21 protein-coding genes are annotated in these 25,871 nt (G+C 62.8%); 9 read left to right on the top strand and 12 right to left on the bottom strand.

The genetic code is table 11. The annotated features are described in order from the left end of the window. Positions 1 to 46 precede the first annotated feature (46 nt). The 11 genes from ABOC32_RS01100 to ABOC32_RS01050 form a co-directional block, all read right to left on the bottom strand. The gene (locus tag ABOC32_RS01100; RefSeq protein WP_426809863.1) at positions 47 to 1,153 is read right to left on the bottom strand and encodes a multifunctional CCA addition/repair protein; all 1,107 of its coding nucleotides are present in this window, start codon (positions 1,151 to 1,153) and stop codon (positions 47 to 49) included. Between the two features lie 55 nt (positions 1,154 to 1,208). Beyond that, entirely contained in the window at positions 1,209 to 2,777 is a 1,569-nt protein-coding gene (locus ABOC32_RS01095; protein WP_426809862.1) for a SpoVR family protein, read from the bottom strand. Beyond that, positions 2,774 to 4,048 (bottom strand): YeaH/YhbH family protein, encoded by a 1,275-nt coding sequence (locus ABOC32_RS01090; RefSeq protein ID WP_019470207.1) that lies wholly within the window; start codon positions 4,046 to 4,048, stop codon positions 2,774 to 2,776. Before ABOC32_RS01090 ends, ABOC32_RS01095 begins: the two co-directional genes overlap by 4 nt. Positions 4,049 to 4,179: 131 nt before the next feature. Then, positions 4,180 to 6,102, bottom strand: a complete 1,923-nt coding sequence (locus ABOC32_RS01085) for a PrkA family serine protein kinase (RefSeq protein ID WP_426809861.1) — start codon at positions 6,100 to 6,102, stop codon at positions 4,180 to 4,182. A gap of 284 nt (positions 6,103 to 6,386) precedes the next feature. Continuing rightward, complete coding sequence (gene glpE, locus ABOC32_RS01080; RefSeq protein ID WP_426809860.1) at positions 6,387 to 6,719, bottom strand: thiosulfate sulfurtransferase GlpE; 333 nt, start codon at positions 6,717 to 6,719, stop codon at positions 6,387 to 6,389. 14 nt (positions 6,720 to 6,733) lie between these two features. Beyond that, positions 6,734 to 7,600, bottom strand: a complete 867-nt coding sequence (locus ABOC32_RS01075) for a symmetrical bis(5'-nucleosyl)-tetraphosphatase (protein ID WP_426809859.1) — start codon at positions 7,598 to 7,600, stop codon at positions 6,734 to 6,736. Beyond that, complete coding sequence (apaG, locus tag ABOC32_RS01070; RefSeq protein WP_086974404.1) at positions 7,600 to 7,980, bottom strand: Co2+/Mg2+ efflux protein ApaG; 381 nt, start codon at positions 7,978 to 7,980, stop codon at positions 7,600 to 7,602. Before apaG ends, ABOC32_RS01075 begins: the two co-directional genes overlap by 1 nt. 206 nt (positions 7,981 to 8,186) lie before the next feature. After that, the gene (gene rsmA, locus ABOC32_RS01065) at positions 8,187 to 8,990 is read right to left on the bottom strand and encodes a 16S rRNA (adenine(1518)-N(6)/adenine(1519)-N(6))-dimethyltransferase RsmA (protein WP_426809858.1); all 804 of its coding nucleotides are present in this window, start codon (positions 8,988 to 8,990) and stop codon (positions 8,187 to 8,189) included. Further along, a complete protein-coding gene (gene pdxA, locus ABOC32_RS01060; protein ID WP_426809857.1) occupies positions 8,987 to 9,976 on the bottom strand; it encodes a 4-hydroxythreonine-4-phosphate dehydrogenase PdxA in 990 nt (329 codons plus the stop codon). Before pdxA ends, rsmA begins: the two co-directional genes overlap by 4 nt. Then, on the bottom strand, positions 9,973 to 11,292 hold the full coding sequence (gene surA, locus ABOC32_RS01055; protein WP_426809856.1) for a peptidylprolyl isomerase SurA: 1,320 nt from the start codon (positions 11,290 to 11,292) through the stop codon (positions 9,973 to 9,975). The genes pdxA and surA overlap by 4 nt, the downstream gene beginning before the upstream one ends. After that, positions 11,273 to 14,080, bottom strand: coding sequence for an LPS-assembly protein LptD (locus ABOC32_RS01050; protein WP_426809855.1), 2,808 nt, complete (start codon positions 14,078 to 14,080; stop codon positions 11,273 to 11,275). Before ABOC32_RS01050 ends, surA begins: the two co-directional genes overlap by 20 nt. A 130-nt stretch (positions 14,081 to 14,210) precedes the next feature. Here ABOC32_RS01050 and ABOC32_RS01045 point away from each other — a divergent pair, with 130 nt between their 5' ends. The 3 genes from ABOC32_RS01045 to ABOC32_RS01035 are packed head-to-tail and all read left to right on the top strand — an operon-like array spanning position 14,211 to position 16,667. Continuing rightward, complete coding sequence (locus ABOC32_RS01045; protein WP_426809854.1) at positions 14,211 to 15,230, top strand: aminoglycoside phosphotransferase family protein; 1,020 nt, start codon at positions 14,211 to 14,213, stop codon at positions 15,228 to 15,230. Continuing rightward, positions 15,227 to 15,898, top strand: coding sequence for an N-acetylmuramate alpha-1-phosphate uridylyltransferase MurU (murU, locus tag ABOC32_RS01040; protein ID WP_426809853.1), 672 nt, complete (start codon positions 15,227 to 15,229; stop codon positions 15,896 to 15,898). Before ABOC32_RS01045 ends, murU begins: the two co-directional genes overlap by 4 nt. Before the next feature lies 1 nt (position 15,899). After that, entirely contained in the window at positions 15,900 to 16,667 is a 768-nt protein-coding gene (locus ABOC32_RS01035) for a TerB family tellurite resistance protein (RefSeq protein ID WP_426811553.1), read from the top strand. 304 nt (positions 16,668 to 16,971) lie between these two features. Here ABOC32_RS01035 and ABOC32_RS01030 read toward each other — a convergent pair whose 3' ends face one another. Next, a complete protein-coding gene (locus ABOC32_RS01030) occupies positions 16,972 to 17,970 on the bottom strand; it encodes an alpha/beta hydrolase family protein (protein WP_426809852.1) in 999 nt (332 codons plus the stop codon). A gap of 95 nt (positions 17,971 to 18,065) precedes the next feature. Between ABOC32_RS01030 and ABOC32_RS01025 the strand changes: the two genes are divergently transcribed. The 6 genes from ABOC32_RS01025 to ABOC32_RS01000 all read left to right on the top strand — a co-directional run bounded on the left by ABOC32_RS01025 (position 18,066) and on the right by ABOC32_RS01000 (position 25,743). After that, complete coding sequence (locus ABOC32_RS01025; RefSeq protein ID WP_426809851.1) at positions 18,066 to 20,453, top strand: PAS domain-containing sensor histidine kinase; 2,388 nt, start codon at positions 18,066 to 18,068, stop codon at positions 20,451 to 20,453. Positions 20,454 to 20,463: 10 nt separating this feature from the next. Continuing rightward, positions 20,464 to 21,093, top strand: a complete 630-nt coding sequence (locus ABOC32_RS01020) for a response regulator (protein WP_086974414.1) — start codon at positions 20,464 to 20,466, stop codon at positions 21,091 to 21,093. 297 nt (positions 21,094 to 21,390) lie between these two features. Further along, entirely contained in the window at positions 21,391 to 22,515 is a 1,125-nt protein-coding gene (locus tag ABOC32_RS01015; RefSeq protein WP_426809850.1) for an ABC transporter ATP-binding protein, read from the top strand. Between the two features lie 40 nt (positions 22,516 to 22,555). Beyond that, positions 22,556 to 23,590 carry an ABC transporter substrate-binding protein gene (locus tag ABOC32_RS01010; RefSeq protein ID WP_426809849.1) on the top strand — a complete coding sequence of 345 codons (1,035 nt, stop codon included), beginning with the start codon at positions 22,556 to 22,558 and terminating at the stop codon, positions 23,588 to 23,590. A gap of 66 nt (positions 23,591 to 23,656) precedes the next feature. Beyond that, entirely contained in the window at positions 23,657 to 24,904 is a 1,248-nt protein-coding gene (locus ABOC32_RS01005) for an ABC transporter permease (protein WP_341797403.1), read from the top strand. A gap of 11 nt (positions 24,905 to 24,915) precedes the next feature. After that, a complete protein-coding gene (locus ABOC32_RS01000) occupies positions 24,916 to 25,743 on the top strand; it encodes an ABC transporter permease (RefSeq protein WP_016497719.1) in 828 nt (275 codons plus the stop codon). Positions 25,744 to 25,871: the final 128 nt, after the last annotated feature.

Here is a 25,871-nt window from a genome sequence, read left to right as displayed (position 1 = left end):
TGCGGTCCCTGTGGGAGCGGCTTTAGCCGCGAAGAGGCCGGTATGGTCAGCTGCGTTTGTAAGCCTCGAGCGCCTTCAACCGCTCGCTCTTGAGGGCTTCGCCCAGTGCCTGGCCTGTCAGCCCAGCCTGCACCAACGGCTTCACATCCACCGCTCGCGCCGCTGCTGCTGCGCCACGCAGGTAATCGGCCTGTGGATAACCTGGCTTGCCATCGCCCAGCGCCGCCATCTCGCAAGCGACCACAAAATCCTCGAACCGCTGGGGCCGTCGGTAAACATCGAACTTCTGCAACAGCTCCAGAAGTGCCGTGGCTGGCAGCTCCAGCGCCTGGTTGGCCTGTGCCAGGCACTCTCCGGTCAGTAAGGCCAGCTCCTGGCAATCCCTTGGCGCCTTGAAGCGCTGGTTGACGGCTTTGATCGAGGCCGGTGCAAGCCCGCGCAACAGGCAGGCCCAGCGCACGTGCAGAGGCTGTTCGTGCGCCGCTGCCTGCTCCAGCGCCGCCAAGGCCCGGGCATCATCAACAAGCTCAGGCAGCAGCGCCTGCAGGGCATCGCAGTCGCGCAGCACCTGGAAGAAAACCTGGGGTTGTGCCTCCATCAGCGCGCGCTCGATTTCCTTCCAGCTGCGCTCGGCAGTCAACGCCTGCAGTTCGCCAGAGGCGCTGATCTGACGCATCAGTTCAAGCGTTGCTTCGGCAACCCCGAAACCCAGCGGTGCATACCGGGCAGCAAAGCGTGCAACGCGCAGCACGCGCAAAGGATCTTCGGCGAATGCCGGTGAAACGTGGCGTAAAATTCGTCTTTCGAGATCGTCTTTGCCGTGGTGGGGGTCGTACACCGTGCCCGCTTCGTCCTCGGCCATCGCGTTGATGGTCAGGTCACGGCGAATCAGGTCTTCCTCCAATGTCACGTCAGGGCTGGCGTGAAAAGTGAACCCGCCATAACCGCGCCCGCTCTTGCGCTCGGTACGCGCCAAGGCATATTCCTCGCCGGTTTTCGGGTGCAGGAACACCGGGAAATCAGCGCCCACCGGCCGGTAACCCTTGGCGTGCATTTCTTCAACGGTAGCGCCTACCACCAGCCAGTCGATATCGCTGACAGGAAGGCCGAGCAGGCGGTCGCGCACGGCGCCGCCGACTTTGTAGATGTGCATGTGCAGCTCTCCATAACTGCCGACAGGATAACCCGTCGGCAGCCATGGCGTTGCACTAGAGGTGGTGAATGACAGCCAGGTCCATGCGCCCGTAGTCGGCGCTTTCGCCGTGCTCGCCACGGGGTGGCATGTGGTGGGTTTTCATCACTTGCTCGCCCTGCACGGTCTCCAGGTGGATATCGAAGCCCCACAGGCGATGCAGGTGCTTGAGCACTTCATCGGTCGAGTCGCCCAGCGGTTTGCGGTTGTGTTGCTGGTGGCGCAGGGTCAGCGAGCGGTCACCGCGACGGTCGACGCTCCAGATCTGCACGTTCGGTTCACGGTTACCCAGGTTGTACTGCGCGGCCAGCAGCTCACGAATCACCCGGTAGCCGGCTTCATCGTGGATGGCGGGCACCAGCAGGTCGTCGCGCTGGTCGTCGTCGAGGATGCTGAACAGCTTGAGGTCGCGCATCACCTTGGGCGAAAGGTACTGCAGGATGAAGCTCTCGTCCTTGAAGCTGCTCATGGCAAACTTGATGGTAGAAAGCCAGTCACTGCCGGCAATGTCGGGGAACCAGTGGCGATCTTCTTCAGTCGGGTTTTCGCACATGCGGCGGATGTCGGTGTACATCGCAAAGCCCAGTGCGTAGGGGTTGATGCCGCTGTAGTAGGGGCTGTCGAAGCCGGGCTGGAACACCACGCTGGTGTGCGACGTCAAAAACTCCATCATGAAGCCTTCGGTGATCAGCCCCTCGTCGTACAGGTCGTTCATGAGTGTGTAGTGCCAGAAGGTTGCCCAGCCTTCGTTCATTACCTGGGTCTGGCGCTGCGGGTAGAAGTACTGGGCGATCTTGCGCACGATGCGCACCACTTCACGCTGCCAGGGTTCGAGCAGCGGGGCATTCTTCTCGATGAAATACAGGATGTTCTCCTGCGGTTCGGCGGGGAAGCGCCCTTCATCGCGTTCGTTGCCCCTTTCGGCGCTTTTCGGGATGGTGCGCCACAGGTCATTGATCTGGCGCTGCAGGTGCTCCTCGCGCTCCTTCTGGCGCCGCCGTTCCTCTTCTGCGGAGATGGGGTAAGGGCGCTTGTAGCGGTCCACGCCGTAGTTCATCAGGGCATGGCAGGAGTCGATCAGGTCCTCCACGGCGTCGATGCCGTGGCGCTCTTCACATTGGGCGATGTACTGCTTGGCAAACACCAGGTAATCGATGATCGAGCTGGCGTCGGTCCAGGTGCGGAACAGGTAGTTGCCTTTGAAGAAGCTGTTGTGGCCATAGCAGGCGTGGGCAATCACCAGTGCCTGCATGCACATGGTGTTTTCTTCCATCAGGTAGGCGATGCAGGGGTCGGAGTTGATCACGATTTCGTAGGCCAGGCCCATCTGGCCCCGGCTGTAGGACTTTTCTGTGCTGAGGAACTGTTTGCCGTAGGACCAGTGGTGGTAACCCAGTGGCATGCCGACCGAGGCATAGGCGTCCATCATCTGCTCGGCAGTGATTACCTCGATCTGGTTGGGGTAAGTGTCCAGGGCGTAACGTTCAGCCAGCCGGCCGATTTCCCGGTCGTAGGTCTGGATCAGCTCGAACGTCCACTCGGACCCGGTGGAAATGGGTTGGCGTCTCTGTGCTCTGGCGGTCATGTGGCTAACCTGCGCTGGAAGAGTTCACGGAAGACCGGGTAGATGTCGCCGGCCGATACCAACTGCTGCTGGGCGAACGTGTCGGGGAAGGCTTCGCCGATGCGTTCGTATTCGTACCACAGCGCCTGGTGCTCACGGGGGGTGATCTCGACGTAAGTGTAGTACTGCACGTGCGGCATGATCTGTTTGGACAGGATGTCGCGGCAGATCGGCGAGTCGTCGTTCCAGTTATCGCCGTCAGAAGCCTGGGCGGCGTAGATGTTCCAGTCGCTGGCCGGGTAGCGTTCGGCCATGATCTCCTGCATCAGCTTGAGCGCGCTGGAGACGATGGTGCCGCCGGTTTCCCGCGAGTAGAAGAACTCTTCCTCGTCGACTTCCCGGGCGCTGGTGTGGTGGCGGATGAACACCACTTCGATGCGGTCGTAGTTACGCTTGAGGAACAGGTACAACAGGATGAAGAAGCGCTTGGCGATGTCCTTGGTGGCCTGGGTCATGGAGCCGGACACGTCCATCAGGCAGAACATCACTGCCTTGGAGCTGGGGTTGGGCTGCTTGACCAGCAGGTTGTACTTGAGGTCGAAGGTGTCGAGGAAGGGCAGGCGGTTGATGCGTGCCTTCAGGCGTTCGATTTCCTGTTCGACTTCCTGGATATCGGTGAAGTTGTCCGGCTCCTCGACCCGCAGGCGGTCGAGTTCCTTTTGTGCTTCGCGCAGCAGTGCGCGGCTGCTGCCGGTCAGGGCAATGCGCCGGGCATGGGCCGAGCGCAGGGTGCGCACGATGTTGATGCGTGACGGGTTGCCCTCGTTGGCGATGCCCGCGCGCACGGTCTTGAAGGTGTCGGTCCCGGTCAGGTGACGTTTGACCAGGTTGGGCAGTTCGAGGTCCTCGAACATGAATTCGAGGAATTCTTCCTGGGTGATCTGGAAGACGAAATCGTCCATGCCGTCGCCGGAGTTGCCCGCTTTGCCGCGGCCGCCTCCGCCCCCCCCACCACCTTGCGGCCTGGGGATATGTTCGCCGGCAGTGAATTCCTTGTTGCCTGGGTGCACGACGGTCTGTTTGCCGCCGCGACCGTGGTGAAGCACGGGCTCGTCGATGTCACGCCCCGGAATGCTGATCTGCTCGCCATGTTCCATGTCCATGATGGAACGGCGGCTTACCGCCTCTTCGACGGCTTTCTTGATGTGTTCACGGTACCGCCGCAGAAAGCGCTGGCGGTTGACCGTGCTCTTGTTCTTGCCGTTCAGGCGTCGGTCTATAACGTAGCTCATGGTCCCTCCGGTAGCTGGGAACAGCTGCACGCTTCAAGCTACGGGCTTGCTGCAGCCAAAGGCAGCAAGGCAGTTGCTGCCGCCCGGGGCTGGCGTAGCAGCCCTGGGCGCGCAGTGTGTAGCTTGTCGCTTTATTGCGATTTCCTGACCCGCAGGTACCATTCCGACAGCAGACGAACCTGTTTGTCGGTGTAGCCACGCTCCACCATGCGCGTGACGAAGTCGTTGTGCTTCTGTTGGTCTTCCTTGCTGGCCTTGGCGTTGAAGCTGATGACCGGCAGCAGGTCTTCGGTGTTGGAGAACATTTTCTTCTCGATCACCACCCGCAGCTTTTCATAGCTGAGCCAGCTCGGGTTCTTGCCGTTGTTGTTGGCACGGGCACGCAGCACGAAGTTGACGATTTCGTTGCGGAAATCTTTCGGGTTGCTGATGCCGGCCGGTTTCTCGATCTTCTCCAGTTCTTCGTTGAGGGCGATGCGGTTGAGGATTTCGCCGGTTTCCGGGTCGCGGTATTCCTGGTCCTGGATCCAGAAGTCGGCGTACAGCACGTAGCGGTCGAAAATGTTCTGGCCGTATTCGCTGTAGGACTCCAGGTAGGCAGTCTGGATTTCCTTGCCGATGAACTCGATATAGCGCGGTGCCAGGTACTCCTTCAGGTAGCGCAGGTAGCGTTCGCGCACTTCGGCAGGGAACTGTTCCTGTTCGATCTGCTGTTCGAGCACATACAGCAGGTGAACCGGGTTGGCCGCAATCTCGTGTGGGTCGAAGTTGAAGACCTTGGAAAGGATCTTGAAGGCGAAGCGGGTCGACAGGCCGTTCATGCCCTCGTCGACGCCTGCCGAGTCCCGGTACTCCTGGATCGACTTGGCCTTCGGATCGGTGTCCTTGAGGTTCTCGCCATCGTAGACGCGCATCTTCGAGTAGATGTTGGAGTTCTCTGGCTCTTTGAGGCGCGAAAGTACAGTGAACTGGGCAAGCATCTTGAGGGTGTCGGGCGCGCAATGGGCCTTGGCCAGCGAGCTGTTGACCAGCAACTTGTCGTAGATCTTGATCTCATCGCTGACGCGCAGGCAGTACGGCACCTTGACGATGTAGATCCGGTCGATGAACGCCTCGTTGTTCTTGTTGTTGCGGAAGGTGTGCCACTCCGATTCGTTGGAGTGGGCCAACAGGATGCCCGTGTAGGGAATGGCGCCCAGCCCCTCGGTACTGTTGTAGTTACCTTCCTGAGTGGCCGTGAGCAGTGGGTGCAGGACCTTGATCGGGGCCTTGAACATCTCGACGAATTCCATCAGGCCCTGGTTGGCCCGGCACAGCGCGCCCGAATAGCTGTAGGCGTCGGCGTCGTTCTGCGGGAATTCTTCGAGCTTGCGGATATCGACCTTACCGACCAGGGCGGAAATGTCCTGGTTGTTCTCGTCGCCCGGTTCGGTCTTGGCGATGGCGATCTGGTTGAGGATCGACGGGTACAGCTTGACCACCTTGAACTTGCTGATGTCGCCGCCGAACTCCTGCAGGCGTTTGGTGGCCCAGGGCGACATGATGGTGTTCAGGTAGCGCCGCGAGATGCCGTACTCTTCCTCGAGGATGGCCCCGTCTTCGGTGGCGTTGAACAGCCCCAGGGGCGACTCGAATACCGGCGAGTCCTTGATGGCATAGAACGGTACCTTTTCCATCAGCTGCTTGAGTTTTTCGGCCAGCGACGATTTACCACCACCCACCGGGCCCAGCAGATAGAGGATCTGTTTCTTTTCTTCCAGGCCTTGGGCGGCGTGGCGGAAATAAGACACGATCTGGTCGATGCACTCTTCCATGCCATGGAAGTCGGCAAAGGCCGGATAGCGGCGGATAACCTTGTTGGAGAAGATGCGCGACAGCCTGGAGTTGGTAGAGGTGTCGATCAGCTCTGGCTCACCGATGGCCAGCAACAGCCGTTCGGCCGCCGATGCGTAGGCACTGCGATCCCCTTTGCACAGCTCGAGGTACTCCTGCAGCGAGAGTTCTTCCTGGCGCGTGGACTCGAAACGTTGTTGGAAGTGGCTAAAAATACTCATGACGTCACCTCGCTCGATACGTGGAGACGACGCCGGATCAGTCAGCTGATGCTGGCATGCAACCGGTTTCGCCGGTTGCTGTATACCCCCCAGAACACCCTGTAACGCTACCGATGACCCGCACGCCGGTGTACCGGCTCTCCCCTTTTTCTGGATGGCCTGCGCTTAAGAATAGTTGGTTATCGGTAAGTTCAAGGGAGAGGGGCGGAGAAGTTGCGAACGACCGTTCGTCAGATAAGCCGCAAGCCCGCACAGGGCGCGGGCTGCAGTAAAAATGAAAATATTTATTCGGCGGTGCCTTGGGCGGTCTCGGCCGGGTAGGTGGCGCGCCACAGCTCAAAGCCGCCGTCCACGCTGTACACGTTGGAGAAACCCTGGCCCACCAGGTAGGCGGCGGCGCTCTGGCTGGAGTTGCCGTGGTAGCAGACCACCAGGGTCGGGGCGTCGAGGTCGGCATTGCGGATGAAATCGGCAACCGACGTGTTATCCAGGTGGCGGGCGCCGGTGATGTGGCCGGCGGCGAAGGCTTGCGAGTCACGAATGTCGACGACGACCGCACCTTCTTGCTTGCGAAGCTCCAAGGCCTGCTCGGGAGGGATGCGCTTGAATTCGCTCATGGGTACTACTTCCTTCAGGTGTGGTCGTTGAGTGTAGTGGGTTGTGCCGGCTGGCGCAGGGTGCCGTCGTCGGCACAGTCGCAGCGGTGGTATTCGCCGCTGTCGACGTTGTACAGGGTCATGGCGCCGCCCCACACGCAGCCGGTGTCCAGGGCGATGACGCCCGGCTCGTCGACGCGGCCTTCGAGGGCGGCCCAGTGGCCGAAGATGATCTTCACATGCCGCGAGCGGCGGTCCTTGTGGGCAAACCAGGGCTTGTAACCCTTGGGCGCGGTGCCCAGGCCTTCCTTGCTCTTGAGGTCGAGCTTGCCCTCGGCGGTGCAGAAGCGCATGCGTGTGAAGTAGTTGGTAATGACCCGCAGGCGCTCGATGCCGGTGAGGTTCTTGCTCCACTTGTTCGGCTCGTTGCCGTACATGCCGTCGAGGTACAGCTTCAGGCGGCCATCGTCGCGCAGTACCTCTTCCACCTCTGCTGCATAACCCAGGGCCTGGCCGAGCGTCCACTGTGGCGGGATGCCGGCGTGCGCCATGGCAATGCCGCGTGCCTCGTCGTAATGCAGCAGCTTTTGCTGTCGCAGCCAGTGGAACAGCAGGTCGGCGTCCGGTGCTTCGATGATCTCGCGCAGCGTATCGCTTTTTTTCAGGCGCTCGACGTTGTGCCAGGCGGCCAGCAGGTGCAGGTCATGGTTGCCCAGCACGCAGACCAGCGACTGGCGGATCGAATACAGGAAACGCAGGGTTTCCAGTGACTCGGGGCCGCGGTTGACCAGGTCGCCGACCAGCCACAGGCGGTCGACGGCCGGGTTGAAGCTGACACGTTCGAGCAGGCACTTGAGGGGCTGCAGGCAGCCCTGCAGGTCACCGACAGCGTAGGTTGCCATCAGTGCAGCGCCCCGGGCACCGCAAGGCGGAAGGGGGCAATCTCGGCGTCGAAGCGCTTACCGTCTTCGGCGAACATCTGGTAACTGCCCTGCATGGTGCCCACGCGGGTACTGATAACCGCACCGCTGCTGTAGGTGTGGCTTTGGCCCGGGTCAATGTTGGGCTGCTGGCCGACTACACCGGAGCCGCGCACTTCCTCGACCTCGCCGTCACCATTGGTGATCAGCCAGTGGCGTGACAGCAGCTTGGCCTTGAGCGAGCCGCCGTTGTGCACGGTGATGGTGTAGGCGAAGGCGAAACGACTATTTTCGGGGTCGGATTGTTCTTTGAGGTAGCGGGTCACGACGCTGACGTCGATCAGATAGCGAGGATCGGACATGCAATGGCCTTGGGCGAGCTGACGCAATAATGCAGTCTAGGCCATTGGGAGGGGGGAGGGCCAGCGGTGTAAGGCATGCGGATTTGTGTTGTCGGTGCTGGCCCTATCGCCGGCAAGCCAGCTCCCACAGGTACAGCACAGATCTTGAGTGCTGTGGAGTTCCTGTGGGAGCGGGCGTGCCCGCGAAAAGGCCAGTGCAGGCTGGATCAGGCTTGTTGCTGATCAGCCAGCTGGTCAGCCAGGCGCACGAAGGCGGCCAGGTCCAGCTGTTCGGGGCGCAGGCTGCCGTCCACGCCGGCTGCCTCGATGGTCGCGCTGTCGAGCAGGCCTTTCAGGGTATTGCGCAGTGTCTTGCGACGCTGGTTGAAGGCTTCGCGAACGACGCGCTCCAGCAGCAGGTGGTCCTTGGCCGGGAACGGCAGCACTTCGTGCGGTACCAGGCGGACGATGGCCGAGTCCACTTTCGGCGGCGGGTTGAAGGCGCCAGGGCCCACGTTGAACAGGTGTTCTACGCGGCAGTGGTACTGCACCATGATCGACAAACGCCCCCAGTCACCACCGCCAGGGCCGGCGGCCATACGCTCGACCACTTCCTTTTGCAGCATGAAGTGCATGTCGCGGATCAGCCCGGCATGGCTGAGCAGGTGGAAGATCAGCGGGGTGGAGATGTTGTACGGCAGGTTGCCGACCACCTTCAGGCTGCGCGGTGGCACGCCCAGCTGGTTGAAGTCGAACTTCAGGGCGTCGCCCTGGTGCAGGCGGAAGTTGCTGCGGTTACCGAACTTGTGCTGCAGGATCGGCACCAGGTCCTTGTCCAGCTCCACCACGTCCAGTTGAGCACCGCTGCCCAGCAGGCCTTCGGTCAGGGCGCCCTGGCCCGGGCCGATCTCCAGCAGGTGTTCGCCGGCCTTGGCGTTGATGGCGCGCAGGATGCGGTCGATGATGCCGGCGTCGTGCAGGAAGTTCTGGCCGAAGCGCTTGCGCGCCCGGTGTTGGTATTGCTCGTTCATGGTCGGTTCTCGGCCATCTGGTAGGCGGTTTCCAGCGCGACGCGCAGGCTTCCGGTGTCAACGTTGCCGGTGCCGGCGAGGTCCAGGGCGGTGCCGTGGTCGACCGACGTGCGGATGATCGGCAGGCCCAGGGTCACGTTGACTGCAGCGCCGAAACCTTTGTACTTGAGCACAGGCAGGCCTTGGTCGTGGTACATCGCCAGCACTGCGTCGCAGTGCTCCAGATATTTGGGGGTAAACAGGGTATCGGCCGGCAGCGGCCCGCGCAGGTCCATGCCTTCGGTGCGCAGGCGGGCCAGGGTCGGCTCGATGATGTCGATTTCTTCGCGGCCCAGGTGGCCGCCCTCGCCCGCGTGCGGGTTGAGGCCACATACCAGTATGCGCGGGTTGGCAATGCCGAACTTGTCGCGCATGTCGGCATGCAGGATACGGGTTACACGTTCGACGCGCTCGGCAGTGATGGCGTCGGCGATGTCACGCAGCGGCAGGTGCGTGGTCACCAGGGCCACACGCAGGCCGCGGGTGGCCAGCATCATTACCACCTGCGCGGTGTGGGTCAGCTCGGCAAGGAACTCGGTATGCCCGGAGAAGGGGATACCGCTTTCGTTGATCACGCCCTTGTGCACAGGGGCGGTGATCATGCCGGCAAAATGCCCATCGAGGCAGCCTTGCCCGGCGCGGGTCAGGGTTTCCAGCACGAACGCCGCGTTGGCTTCGTCGAGCTGGCCTGGCACTACCGGGGCTGCCAGCGGGGTATCCCATACGTACAGGCTGCCCGCGGGTGCCGGCCGGTCGGGCCATTGGCCCGGGGCGGCTGGCAGCAGGCTGACGGCCAGCCCCAGCTGCGTGGCCCGCTCGGCGAGCAGGTCACGGCTGGTGATGGCGATCAGGGGGTGAGGCTGGGCGTCTGCGGCGAGCAGCAGGCACAGGTCGGGACCTATGCCGGCAGGCTCGCCAGGGGTGACGGCGAAGCGCAGGGGCTTCACTGGGCGGCCTGGTCAGCGCCAGGCAGCTTGATTTCAACGTAGGCTTCATCGCGAATCTGGCGCAGCCAGGTTTGCAGCTCTTCGTCGTACTTGCGGTTGCGCAGGACGCTCTGGGCCTGTTGCTCACGTGCCTGTTCGGTGCTGTCGGTGGCACGGCGGCCGAGCACTTCCAGAACGTGCCAGCCGTACTGGGTCTTGAACGGCTTGGTCACTTCGCCTTGTTGGGCGTTGGCCATCTGTTCGCGGAACTCCGGTACCAGGCTGTTCGGGTCTACCCAGTTGAGATCACCGCCGTTGAGCGCCGAACCCGGGTCTTCCGAGAAGCTCTTCGCCAGCTCGCCGAAGTCTTCACCGTTCTTGATGCGATCGTACAGGCGCTCGGCCAGCTGCTCGGTGGCCGCTTCGCTGCGGATTTCACTTGGCTTGATCAGGATGTGGCGTACATGCACTTCGTCACGCAGCACGTTTTCACTGCCGCCGCGCTTCTCCTCGAGCTTGAGGATGATGAAGCCGTTGGGGATGCGAATAGGCTGGGTGATTTCACCGACCGGCATGCTGCTGAGCATCTTGGCGAAGTCTGGTGGCAGCTGGCCGGCTTTACGCCAGCCCATCTCGCCGCCTTCCAGGGCGTTTTCGCTGGCGGAACGGGCAATGGCCATCTGGCCGAAGTCCGCGCCTTGCTTGAGCTGCTTGTAGACATCGCCGACCTGGCGTGCGGCCGCCTGGATGGCTTCCGAGTTGGCGCCTTCCGGGGTGGGGATGAGGATGTTGGCCAGGCGGTACTCTTCCGACATCTGCATCTTGCCCATGTCGGAGTTGAGGAAGTTCTTCACTTCCTGCTCCGTCACCTGGATGCGCTCGGCCACGCGGCGCTGACGCACGCGGCTGATGATCATCTCGCGTTTGACCTGCTCGCGAGCGTCGTCGAACGACAGGCCGTCATGGGCCAGGGCGGCGCGGAACTGGTCCAGCGACATGCCATTGCGCTGGGCAATGGTGCCGATGGCCTGGTTCAGCTCTTCGTCGGTGATGCGGATGCCGGAACGCTCGCCGATCTGCAGCTGCAGGTTCTCGACGATCAGGCGTTCCAGTACCTGCTGTTCCAGGGCACCGGTCGGCGGCACGCCGCCGCCGCGCTTGGCGATGGTTTGCTGTACCTCGTGGACACGCTGGTCCAGCTGGCTTTGCATGACCACGTCGTTGTCGACGATGGCCACCACGCGATCAAGAGGTTGCACCGCGGCATGCACCGCGCCACTCAGCAAAGCGGCGCCCAGCAACACTGGGCGCAGACGATCAATAAGCTTGGTCTTCACGTTCACGGTAACCTTGAATGCCTTGGTCGAGGAAAGATTCGACCTTGTTGCCCACTACACCACCGAGGCCTTTCAGAACGATCTGAAGGAAGATACCGTGGTCGCCTTTTTCGTTCTGCGGAAGCGCCTGGCTGAAGTCGTCGTAATCGATCCAGTAACGGTTGATCAGGCGCAGCTTCCAGCAGCAGTTGTCGTACTCGAAACCACCCATGGCTTCCAGGGTACGGTTGCGGTTGTAGTCATGCTGCCAGCGGGCGATGACGCTCCACTGCGGAACGATCGGCCAGATGACCGAGAAGTCATGCTGCTGGATCTTGTAGTAGTCCTTGATGTAGTTCGGATCACCCGGCGTGCCGTAGTCGCCACCGCCCACTTTCCAGGTACCTGTGGTCGAGTCGAAGGCAATGGTGTCGTTGCGGTAGCGATAGCCGAGGTTGACCACCTTGTTCGGGTTGTCTTCAGGCTGGTAGTGGAACATCGCGCTGCCCGAACGGGTGCTGCGGCTGTCCGGGTCCCAGTTGAAGTCCGAATTGAAGCGCCAGTCGCGGTTGAAGTAGTAGTTGTACACCAGCGCGTATGGCGACACATCGGACTGTGCATCCTTGCGGGTGCGGTAGTCGATGCCCGGCAACTGGACCTTGCGATCCTTGAAGTAGTAAGCCTGGCCGATGCTGAAGTTCTGGCGCTCGAAACCGCTGTCTTCGATCCAGCGGGTGGTCACGCCCAGCGACAGCTTGTTCTCGTCGCCAATACGGTCGGTACCGCTGAAACGGTTGTCGCGGAACAGCGAGTCGTAGCTGAACAGCGTTTCGCCGGTATCGAACAGCGGGATGTCCTTCTGGTCCTTGTACGGGACGTAGAGGTAGAACATGCGCGGTTCGAGGGTCTGCTTGTAACTGGTACCGAACAGCGACGTGTTGCGGTCGAAATACAGGCCGCTGTCGACGCTGAAGATCGGCACATCGCGGCTCACGGTGCTGTCATAGCTACCGTAGGCGCTTGGGTTCGCGTTGCGCAGGTTGATTGCGTCGGCTTTGCCTTTGCTGTCCAGGTCGAGATCGTACTGGGTGTAGGCATACTTCAGCTTGGGCGTGAGGAAGCCGTAGCTGGCAGTCATCGGGTAGCTGATTGACGGCGCGACGTTCAAACGTGTTCCGTTGGCGCGTTCAATACCCTGGATGTTCTCGTCAAGCCGGCGACCGGCTGCCCCGGCAGAGAAGTCCGGGTTGCCATCTTTGTCCCGAACGAAGTCGTTCTTCAGATCACGTTCGAAGCGTGCAGCCTCGGTTTCGTAAGCGAAGTTCAAACCACCCGGCTGATAGGGCAGCACGCCATTGAAGGTGATCTGCGGCAGGCGATCGTAAGGCGTGATCTGCGAAATGGTCGCTGCCTCGTAGGCATGCACGTTCAACCGCGCGGTGTAGCTGTCGCCGCGGTAGGTCAGCGCGCCCTGCTGATCGAGGAAGTCCTTGCTTTCAACGCCGATCTGGTCGGACTCCAGGTCCTGGAAGTAGAACGGGTCGCTGATGTCGGTGTAGTTCACCTCGGTCATCAGGCGCTCGTCCAAACCGCCTTTGTGCTGCCAGTTGACCATCCAGCGCTGTTCTTTGTAGTCAGTCTGGTCTTTGCGGTCGTCGTTCTTGTCGTTCAGGTAGGCGCCGCCGAACTGGCCTTCGCTGGAAGGTGTCAGGTAGCGGAACTCGCCTTCCATCAGCAGGCCGCGTTTGGTCATGTAACGCGGGTACAACGTGGCGTCGTAGTTCGGTGCCAGGTTGAAGTAGTACGGCGTGACCAGCATGAAGCCGGTGTCGCTGCTGCTGCTGAACGAGGGCGGCAGGAAGCCGGACTGGCGACGGTCGTCGATCGGGAAGTAGATGTACGGTGTGTAGAACACCGGGAAATCCTTGACCCGCAGCGTAACGTTGGTCGCAGTACCGAAACCGGTGGCCGGGTTCAGGGTGATGTTGTTGCCCTTCAGCTGCCAGGCGTTGCTGCCCGGTTCGCAGGTGGTGTACGTACCGTCCTTGAGGCGGATGATGGCGTTTTCACCACGCTTGGCATACAGGGCACTGCCGCGGATGTGCGACTTGTGCATCACGTATTCGGCGTTGTCGACCTGGGCTTCGCCCGTATCGAGCTGGATCTGTGCCTGGTCACCGACCACCAGCGACCCGTTGTCACGGATCTTGACGTTGCCCTTGAGCTCGCCACGGTTTTCGGTCTGGTAGAGGTTGGCCTCGTCGGCCTCGGCCTGCATGCTGCCCTGGCGCATTACCACGTCACCGGCGAGGGTAGCGATCTGCTGCTCCTGCTGGTACTTGGACACCTTGGCGTTGATGTAGGTCGGCGACTCGTCCTTCGGCGTGGTGTCGGCCATGCCCGGGCGGGTTGGCTCGATATAGGCGCCACCGCAGTACGGGCCGGTTTCGGCCAGCTGTGCGGCGGTGAGCTTGTCACGCGGTACCCAGTCGAGGTGGCTGTAGTCTTCGCTGCGCGACTTCAGGCCACGGCCCTTGGCCTCGGTGACCAGCATCGGCTGGTCTGCGGTTTCGGCCTCGCTCGCGGCTTCTGTGCCGGAGCTGACGGCCGCACCCTCGTGCACCGGGCGCGGCGGCAGGTTGTTGACTGGCGCTTTGGGCTTGCAGTCCCAACCACCGGAGGCGGACACTTGGCAGTCGAACTGTTCGGCTGCCACTACATATGAGGTGGCCAGAGGTTGCAGGGCCAGCAGACCGCCGGTTACCAGCAACGGAAACTTTCTACGAAACGCGGGGGATTTCAATGCCATCTTATTAGTCCGGGCTTCCTGCGTGCCATCTGCCCGCGTGTGGGGCCGCACGCCTCTCGATGGTCTGAAAAAGATGCTGGATAATAAAGCATGACCCGCTTGACGGCTAGGGCCGTCGGAGACCCTTGTAATGCCTGAACACGATGTACGCCTGCAACAACTGACGGTCTGGCTCCATGAGCAGCTCAATGATCTTTTCCTGAACAACGGCTGGGGCGACGTGCCCGCAGGCAGCCTGACCGCGGCCAGCAGCGACGCCAGCTTCCGCCGTTACTTCCGCTGGCAGGGGGCTGGGCACAGCTTCGTGATCATGGACGCGCCCCCCCCGCAGGAAAACTGCCGACCGTTCGTCGCCATTGATCACTTGCTGGCCAGCGCGGGTGTGCATGTGCCGCAGATCCATGCCCAGGACCTGGAGCGCGGTTTCCTGTTGCTGGGGGATCTGGGCCACCAGACATACCTTGATGTAATTGATGCCGACAACGCTGATGGCCTGTTTGCCGATGCCATCGAGGCCTTGCTGGCCTTCCAGCGCCTGCCGATGGATGCGCCGCTGCCCAGCTACGACGATGCGCTGTTGCGCCGTGAAGTAGAGCTGTTTCCCGAGTGGTACGTGGGGCGTGAGCTGGGCCTGGCCTTGAGCGAAGCGCAGAAAGCCACCTGGCAGCGCGTCAGCCAACTGCTGATCGACAGCGCCCTGGCCCAGCCCAAGGTGCTGGTGCACCGCGACTACATGCCGCGCAACCTGATGCAGAGCACCCCCAACCCGGGTGTACTGGACTTCCAGGACGCGGTGTACGGCCCGGTCACCTACGACATCACCTGCCTGTTCAAGGATGCCTTCCTCAGCTGGCCGCAGGCACGGGTCGAAGGTTGGCTGCGAAATTACTGGCAGCAGGCCAAGGCGGCCGGCATCCCGGTGCAGGACGGCTTCGAAGCATTCCAGCGTGCCAGCGACCTGATGGGTGTGCAGCGCCACCTGAAGGTCATCGGCATTTTCGCCCGCATCTGCCACCGTGATGGCAAACCGCGCTACCTGGGCGACGTGCCGCGTTTCTTCGCCTATATAGAAGAAGTGATTGGCCGCCGGCCCGAATTGTCGGAGCTGGGTGAGCTGATTGCCGAGTTGCAGGCCGGAGTGCGTGCATGAAGGCAATGATTCTGGCAGCGGGCAAAGGCGAGCGCATGCGCCCGTTGACCCTGCATACCCCAAAACCACTGATCCCGGTCGCCGGCCAGCCGCTGATCGAGTACCACCTGCACGCCCTGGCGGCGGCGGGTGTTACCGAGGTGGTGATCAACCATGCCTGGCTTGGCCAGCAGATCGAAGACCACCTGGGCGATGGCAGCCGCTTCGGGGTGAGCATCCGTTATTCACCCGAGGGCGAGCCGCTGGAAACCGGTGGTGGCATCTTCAAGGCCCTGCCGTTGCTGGGTGACGCGCCGTTCCTGCTGGTTAACGGCGATGTCTGGAGCGACTACGATTTCACTGGCCTGCAGGCCCCCTTGCAAGGCCTTGCTCACCTGGTACTGGTCGACAACCCTGGCCATCACGGCCGCGGTGACTTCCGCCTGGTGGGCGAGCAGGTCGTCGATGGCGATGACGCTCCCGGCACGCTGACCTTCAGCGGCCTTTCGGTGCTGCACCCGGCATTGTTCGACGGTTGCCGGCCCGGTGCCTTCAAGCTGGCGCCGCTGCTGCGTCAGGCCATGGCGGATGGCAAGGTCACTGGCGAGCACTACCGTGGGCATTGGGTGGATGTAGGCACGCTTGAGCGCCTGGCCGAGGCTGAGCGTTTGATTGGCGAGCGCGCCTGAGATGTGGTGGCCAGGCACGGTGATTGGTGTGGGTGCCGGTTTTGCTGTTGCCAGCATTCCGGGGGCCTTGCTCGGTGGGTTGCTTGGGCAGGCCATGGACCGCCGCCTGCGCTTGCAAGGCTGGGACGATATGCGCGAACGCCTGGGCGGGCGCTCGGCCTTGCGCGACGACGAGTTGCTGTTCGTGATGCTCGGGCGCCTGGCCAAATGCGATGGCCGTGTGGCCGAGCAGCATATCCGCCAGGCGCGCCAGGAAATGCTGCGTCTGGACCTGGCCGAAGCGGCCCGGCTGCGCGCGATAGCCGCGTTCAACCGTGGCAAGGCGGGCAAGGACCGGCTGGGCAGCCATTTGCGCCGCATTCGTCAGCAGCCGCATGCGGCGGAAGGCACTCTGCGTGCGTGTTGGCGCATGGTCTGGGCCGACGGCAAGATGGGTAACAAGGAGCGTGAGCTGCTGCTGGACTGGGGGCAGAAGCTGGGCCTGAGCAGGCGGCAGGTGCAGGCGATGTCGCTGGAGTACGAGCCGCGCAAGGCCGCCGGAACGGAAGGGCTGGCCATGACCTATGCCGCAGCGTTGCGCTTGCTGGCGGTTGAGGCGGACACCGAGACCGACAAGGTCAAGCAGGCTTATCGCCGGCTAGTCAGCCGGCATCACCCGGACAAGCTGGCCGGCACCGGTGCCAGCGAGGCGCAGGTGCGTGAGGCGACCGAGCGCACCCGCGAGCTGCACCAGGCCTATGCCATGATCCGTAAGCGGCGGGGCCTGTAAGGGCCTCTTCGCTGTAATGATGTGCCTGCCTTGGGTTTTACAGTGCCCGTGAAATCGAGCGCCGCCCGCGCGACGCATCGCGAGCTGCGCTCGCTCCTACGTTTGTTTCGGGCCAATGTCTCCTGGGGGATTTGCGCGCGAACGCCTTGGCGCATGGCGCGATGTTGCGGCGTACAAACAAGGCGGTCGCGCGCGCCTGCCACAGGCGTGACTGGCCCGAAACAAACGTAGGAGCGAGCGCAGCTCGCGATGCGTCGCGCGGGCGGCGCTCGATCTCACAGGCGGCAAAGCTTCGCAGTCGGACTCAACCCTGCGGGCTCAACCACCCGCGTACCCTGCGGAACAACTGCTCTTGTTCCGCCGCCTTGTTCCCTGGCATGGCAATCAACGACAACTGCCGGTACTGGCTGTCCTTCTGCCGCTTGCTGGCCTGCAGGCGCTGCTCGGCCGCGTTGCGGTCGCTGCTACGGGTGACGTAGTAGATATCGGCAGTCGGCACCTTCAAGGTCGGTGCCAGGCTTTCCAGGTCATGTTCAACCCTGGCCGGTGTCTGTGCGGCGACCATCACCAGCTTTTGGACCTGTGGTGGCTGTTTCTCGCTCAGGTAGCGGGCCGCCCAATACGCCCCGCTACCATGGCCGATCAGCACGATGCTGCGGGCGTTGTGTTGCTGGGCGTACGCCACGGCGGCATCGAGGCGGGCGAAGATACGCTCGGCATCTGCCGGGTCGGCCTGCTCGCTGGCCTGTTCGGCGTCTGTGCTTTCTGCGGTATCGGCATCGGCTGCCGTGGCCTGGGCCACGTTGGCGTTGGCGTCGGCCGGTACGTCCTTGGCCGGTGCGCTTTCGCCTTTGTCTTTTTCAGGCTCGGCAGGCGGAGCGGCCTCGACCCTTGCCTGGGGGCTGTCGGCGAGCAGGTCGGGCAGGCTGACGCTCAGGCTGTGCCAGCCGACATCAGGGAATTTCTGCCGCAGTGGGCCGACCGCATTTGGCCAGTCGGCCGTCTCGCCTGCACCTGGGATGATGATGACTGCCCCTTGCGGGTCGTTGTCATTGGCGGGTTTCCACAGGGCCAGGAAACTGTCGGCACCGGCCTGCAGGGTCTGCTGCTCGGCCTTGGGCACCAGCCGCTCCAGCGCCTGGGCATCTTCCTGGCTGCGCTCCAGCAAGGGCGGGCGCGGGGCCTCGGCGGCTGGAGCCTCGGTGGTGGCAGGTGGTTTTTCGGCATCGGCAGCCAGGGCGCCGAGTGGAAGGATCGAGGCCAGGCAGCACATTGCCAGCGTCGTGCGATAAAGTGTGGACATGAGTCAACCCAGGGCCAGAATGATACCGGCAGCCTAATAGTATTTGCCCGTGACGGCCATGCTGCATGGCCGCCTTTGCCAAGACGAGCGTTTAGATGAAGCGAGTGCGTCGCCTGTTGGTTATCGGCTGCTTGTGGCTGCCCTTGATTGCATTGGCCCGGCCCGAGGTGGTGCCCGCCGTTACGCTGGAGCCTGCGCAGCAGCAGTGGCTGGACGCGCACCGCAGCTTGCGCGTCGGCCTGGTATTACAAGCACCCTACGCTCAGTTCGACCGGCGCCTGCAGCAACTGTACGGGGCCAACGTAGAGCTGGTGAACAGCCTGGCGCAGGCATTGCGCCTGGACCTGACCTGGCGCAACTTCAGCGACCAGGCCAGCCTTGAACACGCCCTGCTGGCCGGGGAAATCGACTTCGCTCCGGGCCTGACCCAGACGCCAGCCAGCCTGCGCCTGTGGTTGTTCAGTGACCCGTACATGCGCGTGCCGCAACTGGTGGTGGGCCCGCGCACCGGGGCCATGGCCGTAGAGCTGGAAAAGCTTGAAACCGAGCAGCGGGTGGTGGTTCGCATGCCCAGCCAGTTGGCGGATTACCTGCGCAGCAACTACAGCAACCTCAACCTGCAAGGGGTGCCCAACGAGCGTGAGGCCCTGCAACTGGTAGTGGGTGGCCAGGCCAGTTTCGCGGTGATGGATGAAGCCCAGCTCAGCCGCCTGTCACGCGAAAGCGAGTTCAGTGAGCTGGCGGTAGTCGGCGATATCGGCCTGCCGCAGTTGCTGCGCATCGGCTCGCGGCGTGACTGGCCGCTGCTGGCCGATGTGCTCGAACGCGGCCTGCAGGCGCTGCCGGCCAAGGAGCTGGAGCAACTGCACCAGCGGTGGTTGCAGCCCAAATACCCACGCCTGAGCGAGTCACCCGGCTTCTGGCAGAACCTGGCCTTGCTGTTCGGTATGTTGCTGTTGTGTGCCTTGGCAACCCTGGTGTGGCAACGCCGGCAGCAGCGCCAACTGGAGCGCAGCCTGCTGACCACCCGGGAAAGCCTGGTGGAGCGGCAAGTACGTGAAGAGGCCCTGCGCCTGAGCCAGTTCGCCATCGACCAGAGCACGGTGGGCATTCTCTGGGTCAACTGGGACAGCCACGTACGCTACGCCAATCACGCCGCCGAGCGCATGCTGGGGTATGGCGACGGCGAACTGCTGGAGCGGCCGTTGAGCACCTTCGAACCGAGCCTGAACATGGACCGCTGGCTGGAGTTGTGGAAAGGCGCACGCACGGGGGAGGGCGGTGTCGGGCAGTTCGAGGCGCAGTGCCGGCGGGCCGACAACAGCCTGCTGCCGGTCGAGCTGTCACTGAGCTTTCTGCGCTTTCGTGATTCCGAATACCTGGTGGTGTACCTCGCCGATGTTACCGAGCGCCACCGCGCCCTGGCGGCACTGCGCGAAAGCGAGGCGCGGCTCAAGGGCATTGCCGGCAACGTGCCGGGGCTGGTGTTTCGCCTGGAGCGTGACCCGGCCGAGGGCGAGCTGGAGTTCCCCTACATCAGCGAGGGCAGCGAGGCGCTGGTGGGGTATGCGCCTGTCGAGATCCAGCACCCGCAGATGGGCCTGCGCAACCTTGTTCATCCCGAAGACCGCGCCGACTACCACCGGGTCCAGGACCTGGCCTTGGCCAGCGACCAGGACTGGTCCTGGCAGGGACGCATCCTGACCCGCCAGGGTGAACAACGCTGGGCCGACATCAAGGCCAGCACCCGGCGCCTGGCCAACGGCCAGGTGGTGTGGGACGGTGTGGTATGGGACATCACCCAGGGCAAGCGGGCCGAGTTGGCGTTGGCGAAATCCCAGGAGCAGCTGCGCGAGCTGTCGGCCCACCTGGAAAGCGTGCGCGAGGAAGAAAAGGCCCGCATCGCCCGGGAAGTGCATGATGAGCTGGGGCAGATGCTGACCGTGCTGAAGCTGGAAGTGTCGATGTGCGAGCTGGCGTTTGCCGAGCTGGACCCCGGCCTGAATGAGCGCCTGACCAGCATGAAGCGCCTGATTGCCCAGCTGTTCCAGCTGGTGCGTGATGTCGCCACTGCCTTGCGCCCGCCGATCCTCGATGCCGGCATTGCCTCGGCCATCGAATGGCAGGCACGGCGCTTTGAGGCCCGCACGCAGATTCCCTGCCTGGTACAGGTGCCGGATAATCTGCCAGCATTGAGCGATGCCAAGGCCACCGGCCTGTTCCGTATCCTGCAGGAGGCGCTGACCAACGTGATGCGTCACGCCCAGGCCCACAGCGTGGAGATCGAACTGGTGCGTGAAGACGGGCAATTGCGAATGACGGTCAGCGATGATGGCCAGGGCTTTTGTCACGAGCAGACCCGGCCCACGTCATTCGGCCTGGTGGGTGTACGCGAGCGGGTGCTGATGCTGGGGGGCAGCATGGCGCTGCACAGTGAACCGGGCGAAGGCACCAGCCTGAGCGTGGCCATTCCGTTGGAGTAGGAGAGCAAGCGTGATTCGAGTACTGGTGGCCGAAGACCACACCATTGTCCGTGAAGGCATCAAACAGTTGATTGGCCTGGCCAAGGACATGCAGGTGGTGGGGGAGGCGGGGAATGGCGAGCAGCTGCTCGACACCCTGCGCCACACGCCGTGCGAAGTGGTGCTGCTGGATATCTCGATGCCGGGGGTGAACGGCCTTGAGGCGATCCCGCGGATCCGTGCGTTGCACGATGCGCCGGCAATCCTGATGCTGTCGATGCACGACGAGGCACAGATGGCGGCGCGGGCGCTGAAGGCCGGTGCGGCGGGCTATGCCACCAAGGACAGTGACCCGGCGCTGCTGCTGACCGCGATACGTCGGGTGGCCGGTGGCGGGCGTTATATCGACCCATCGCTGGCCGACCGCATGGTGTTCGAAGTGGGCCTGACCGAGTCGCGGCCACTGCACACGCTGCTGTCGGAGCGGGAATTCTCGGTGTTCGAGCGCCTGGCCCAGGGGGCCAACGTCAACGACATCGCCCAGCAGCTGGCGTTGTCGAGCAAGACCATCAGCACCCACAAGGCGCGCTTGATGCAGAAGCTGAAAGTGAACTCGCTGGCGGAGCTGGTGAAGTACGCCATGGAACACAAGCTGGTCTGATTGCGACATAGGCTCTTCGCCGCATGCACCACCCCCCTGTGGGAGCGGGTTTACCCGCGAAAGGGCCTGGCCTGCCATGTGCGGTGCCTGGGCTGGCCTCTTCGCGGGTGAACCCGCTCCCACAGGGGGCGAGGTGATACTGATCGCGAGCATTCCAATCCCGTCATCCTTGTAGGGCAATCCCTACGGCAAATCTTCCATCCGGATGATGGCATTCTCTCTGCACCCCCGATTTTCGGGCGCTTGTGCCTCTTCTACTCTTTTGCCTACGCAGTCATCCAACAAGAAGGTGCAGGCATGAGCGAGGCGAAGTCGAACGCTGCAACCAGCGAAACGCTGGTCAGCTTCCGTGGTGTGCAGAAGAGCTACGACGGCGAGTCGCTGATCGTCAAAGACCTCAACCTGGACATCCGCAAAGGTGAGTTCCTCACCCTGCTCGGCCCGTCCGGCTCGGGCAAGACCACCAGCCTGATGATGCTCGCCGGCTTCGAAACCCCTACCGCCGGTGAAATCCAGCTGGCCGGGCGCTCAATCAACAACGTGCCGCCGCACAAACGCGACATCGGCATGGTGTTTCAGAACTACGCGCTGTTCCCGCACATGACCGTGGCCGAGAACCTGGCCTTTCCGCTGACCGTGCGCAACCTGAGCAAGACCGACGTCAGCGAGCGGGTCAAACGCGTGCTGAACATGGTGCAGCTCGATGCCTTTGCCAAACGCTACCCCGGCCAGCTCTCCGGTGGCCAGCAGCAGCGGGTGGCGCTGGCCCGTGCGCTGGTGTTCGAGCCACAGCTGGTGCTGATGGACGAACCGCTCGGCGCGCTGGACAAGCAACTGCGTGAACACATGCAGATGGAGATCAAGCACATCCACCAGCGCCTTGGCGTGACCGTGGTGTACGTGACCCACGATCAGGGCGAAGCGCTGACCATGTCCGACCGCGTGGCGGTGTTCCACCAGGGCGAGATTCAGCAGATCGCCGACCCGCGCACCCTGTACGAAGAACCCTGCAATACCTTCGTCGCCAACTTCATCGGCGAGAACAACCGCATCAACGGCACCCTGCTGGCCAGCGATGGCAAGCGCTGCCAGGTGCAGCTGCCGCGCGGCGAGCGGGTCGAGGCGCTGGCGGTGAACGTCGGCCAGGCCGGCGAGGCGGTAACCCTGTCGATCCGCCCCGAGCGCGTCCGCCTGAATGGCCACAGCGAAAGCTGCGTCAACCGCTTCTCGGGCCGGGTGGCCGAATTCATTTACCTGGGCGACCACGTGCGGGTACGCCTGGAAGTTTGCGGCAAGGCCGATTTCTTCGTGAAACAGCCGATTGCCGAGCTCGACCCGGCCCTGGCCGTGGGCGATGTGGTACCGCTGGGCTGGGAGGTGGAGCACGCCCGCGCGCTCGATCCGATTGCCGAAGCCCATTGATGGATTGCTTCACCAACCCTGTACTGTGGAGAGAATAAGAATGCGCAAGCAGTTGAAACTGACCGCCCTGGCCCTGGGGCTGTTCGCCGCTGGCCAGGCCATGGCCGCAGACCTCACCGTGATCTCGTTCGGGGGCGCCAACAAGGCCGCCCAGGTCAAAGCGTTCTACGAGCCATGGGAGAAGGCAGGCAATGGCAAGATCGTCGCCGGTGAGTACAACGGCGAAATGGCCAAGGTAAAGGCGATGGTCGACACCAAGAGTGTGTCGTGGAACCTGGTAGAGGTGGAGTCGCCGGAGCTGGCGCGCGGTTGCGATGAGGGCATGTTCGAAGAGCTCGATCCGGCACTGTTCGGCAACGAGGGGGATTATGTACCCGGTGCCATCCAGCCGTGCGGTGTGGGCTTCTTCGTCTGGTCCACGGTCATGGCCTACAACGCCGACAAGCTCAAGACCGCGCCCACCAGCTGGGCCGATTTCTGGGACACCAAGCAGTTCCCGGGCAAGCGTGGCCTGCGCAAGGGCGCCAAGTACACCATGGAATTTGCACTGATGGCCGATGGCGTTGCGCCCAAGGACGTCTACAAGGTGCTGGCCACCAAGGAAGGCCAGGACCGCGCCTTCAAGAAACTCGATGAACTCAAGCCCAACATCCAGTGGTGGGAAGCGGGTGCACAGCCACCGCAGTTCCTGGCCTCGGGCGACGTGGTCATGAGCTCTGCGTACAACGGCCGTATTGCCGCAGTGCAGAAAGAGAGCAACCTCAAGGTGGTGTGGAACGGCGGCATCTACGACTTTGATGCCTGGGCGATCCCTAAAGGTGCCAAGAACGTCGAAGAGGCGAAGAAGTTCATCGCCTACAGCGTCAAGCCCGAGCAGCAGAAGATCTACTCCGAGAACATCGCCTACGGCCCGGCCAACTCCAAGGCCGTGAGCCTGCTGTCGGACGAGGTGAAGAAGGACATGCCGACCACGCCTGAAAACATTGCCAACCAGGTGCAGATCGACGTGGCCTTCTGGGCTGACAACAGCGAGCAGCTGGAGCAACGCTTCAACGCCTGGGCGGCGAAGAAGTAAGGCGCATCAAAGGGGCGCTGACCATTGGGCCGGCGCTCCCCGTTTCCCTGTTTTGCGGAGTTCGCCATGGCCATTGCAGTGCCCCTCAACGAAGGCGCAGGTCCAAGTCTCAAGCAGCGCCTGAAACACGCCGAGCGGGTCAACCGCTGGAAGGCGCAGGCGTTGATCGCGCCGCTGGCGCTGTTTCTTCTGCTGGTGTTCCTGGTGCCGATTGCGGCGCTGCTGTACAAGAGCGTCGGCAACCCGGAAGTGGTCGCCGGCCTGCCACGCACGGTCGACATCATCAGCCAGTGGGATGGCAAGAGCCTGCCGGGCGAGGATGTGTACAAGGCGCTGAGCCAGGACCTGGCCGAGTCGCGCAAGAACCAGACCCTTGGCGACCTGTCCAAACGCTTGAACATGGAACTTGCCGGCTACCGCAGCCTGTTGACCAAGACCGCCCGGGCACTGCCATTCAAGGCTGAACCGGCCTCTTATAAAGACGCGTTGCAGGCCGTCGACGAGCGTTGGGGCGACCCGGCCTACTGGCAGGCGATACGCCGCAATACCAGTACGGTGACCTCGTTCTACCTGCTGGCCTCTGTGGACCACCGCATCGACGACCTGGGTGAGCTGGCCAAGGCCACGCCGGACCAGGCCATTTACCTGGATATCTTTGCCCGCACGCTGTGGATGGGTGTGGTGATTACCGCCATCTGCCTGGTGCTGGCTTACCCGCTGGCCTACCTGCTGGCCAACCTGCCGACCCGGCAGAGCAACCTGCTGATGATTCTGGTGCTGCTGCCGTTCTGGACCTCGATCCTGGTGCGGGTGGCCGCGTGGATCGTGCTGCTGCAATCGGGTGGCCTGATCAACAGTGCACTGATGGCCATGGGCATCATCGACCAGCCGCTGGAACTGGTGTTCAACCGCACCGGTGTGTACATCTCCATGGTGCACATCCTGCTGCCGTTCATGATCCTGCCGCTGTACAGCGTGATGAAGGGCATTTCGCCCAGCTACATGCGTGCCGCGATCTCGCTGGGCTGCCACCCCTTCGCCAGCTTCTGGCGGGTGTACTTCCCGCAGACCTATGCCGGTGTTGGCGCGGGTTGCCTGCTGGTGTTCATCCTGGCCATCGGCTACTACATCACCCCGGCGCTGCTGGGAAGCCCGAACGACCAGATGGTCAGCTACTTCGTTGCCTTCTATACCAACACCAGCATCAACTGGGGCATGGCCACCGCGCTGGGCGGGCTGTTGCTGCTGGCTACCGTGCTGTTGTACCTGATCTATAGCTGGCTGGTCGGCGCCAGCCGCCTGCGCCTGAGCTGAGGAGCCTTGCCATGTTGAGCCCCTATATGTCGCCCGTGGAGCGGGTCTGGTTCTACAGCCTGCGCATTCTTTGCGGCCTGGTTTTGCTGTTCCTGATCTTGCCGGTGCTGGTGATCGTGCCGCTGTCGTTCAACAGTGGCAGCTTCCTTGTGTACCCGCTGCAGGGCTTCTCGCTGCAGTGGTACCAGGACTTCTTCGGCTCTGCCGAATGGATGCGGGCGCTGAAGAACAGCATCATCGTCGCCCCGGCGGCCACGGTGCTGGCCATGGTGTTCGGCACCCTGGCGGCCATCGGCCTGACCCGTGGCGATTTCCCCGGCAAGTCGCTGGTGATGGCGCTGGTGATTTCACCGATGGTGGTACCGGTGGTGATCATCGGCGTGGCCAGCTACCTGTTCTTCGCCCCGTTGGGGATGGGCAACAGCTTTACCTCGCTGATTCTGGTGCATGCGGTGCTGGGCGTGCCGTTCGTCATCATTACCGTGTCGGCAACCTTGCAGGGCTTCAACTACAACCTGGTGCGGGCGGCTGCCAGCCTGGGTGCGTCGCCGCTGCTGGCCTTCCGTCGGGTGACCCTGCCGCTGATTGCGCCCGGGGTGATCTCGGGGGCGCTGTTCGCCTTTGCGACGTCGTTCGACGAGGTGGTGGTGACACTGTTCCTGGCCGGGCCGGAGCAGGCGACCCTGCCGCGGCAGATGTTCAGTGGTATCCGCGAAAACCTGAGCCCGACCATTGCGGCTGCGGCGACCTTGCTGATTGCGTTTTCGGTTGTGTTGCTGCTGACCCTGGAGTGGCTGCGTGGGCGCAGCGAGAAGCTGAGAACCCAGCAGCCTGCCTGATTAGTAGCTCAAGAGCTGCGCATCCTCCTGTAGGAGCAGCCTTGTGCTGCGAAGAGGCCGGTAAGGCACAAGTTGTTCGTCGGCCATACCGGCCTCTTCGCAGCACAAGGCTGCTCCTACAGCCGCGA

Source organism: Pseudomonas sp. WOUb67, from assembly GCF_050058005.1.
GTDB classification, from domain to species: domain Bacteria; phylum Pseudomonadota; class Gammaproteobacteria; order Pseudomonadales; family Pseudomonadaceae; genus Aquipseudomonas; species Aquipseudomonas putida_R.
Note: the sequence above shows the minus strand (reverse complement) of the source record. Positions and strands in the feature narration are given on the sequence as shown.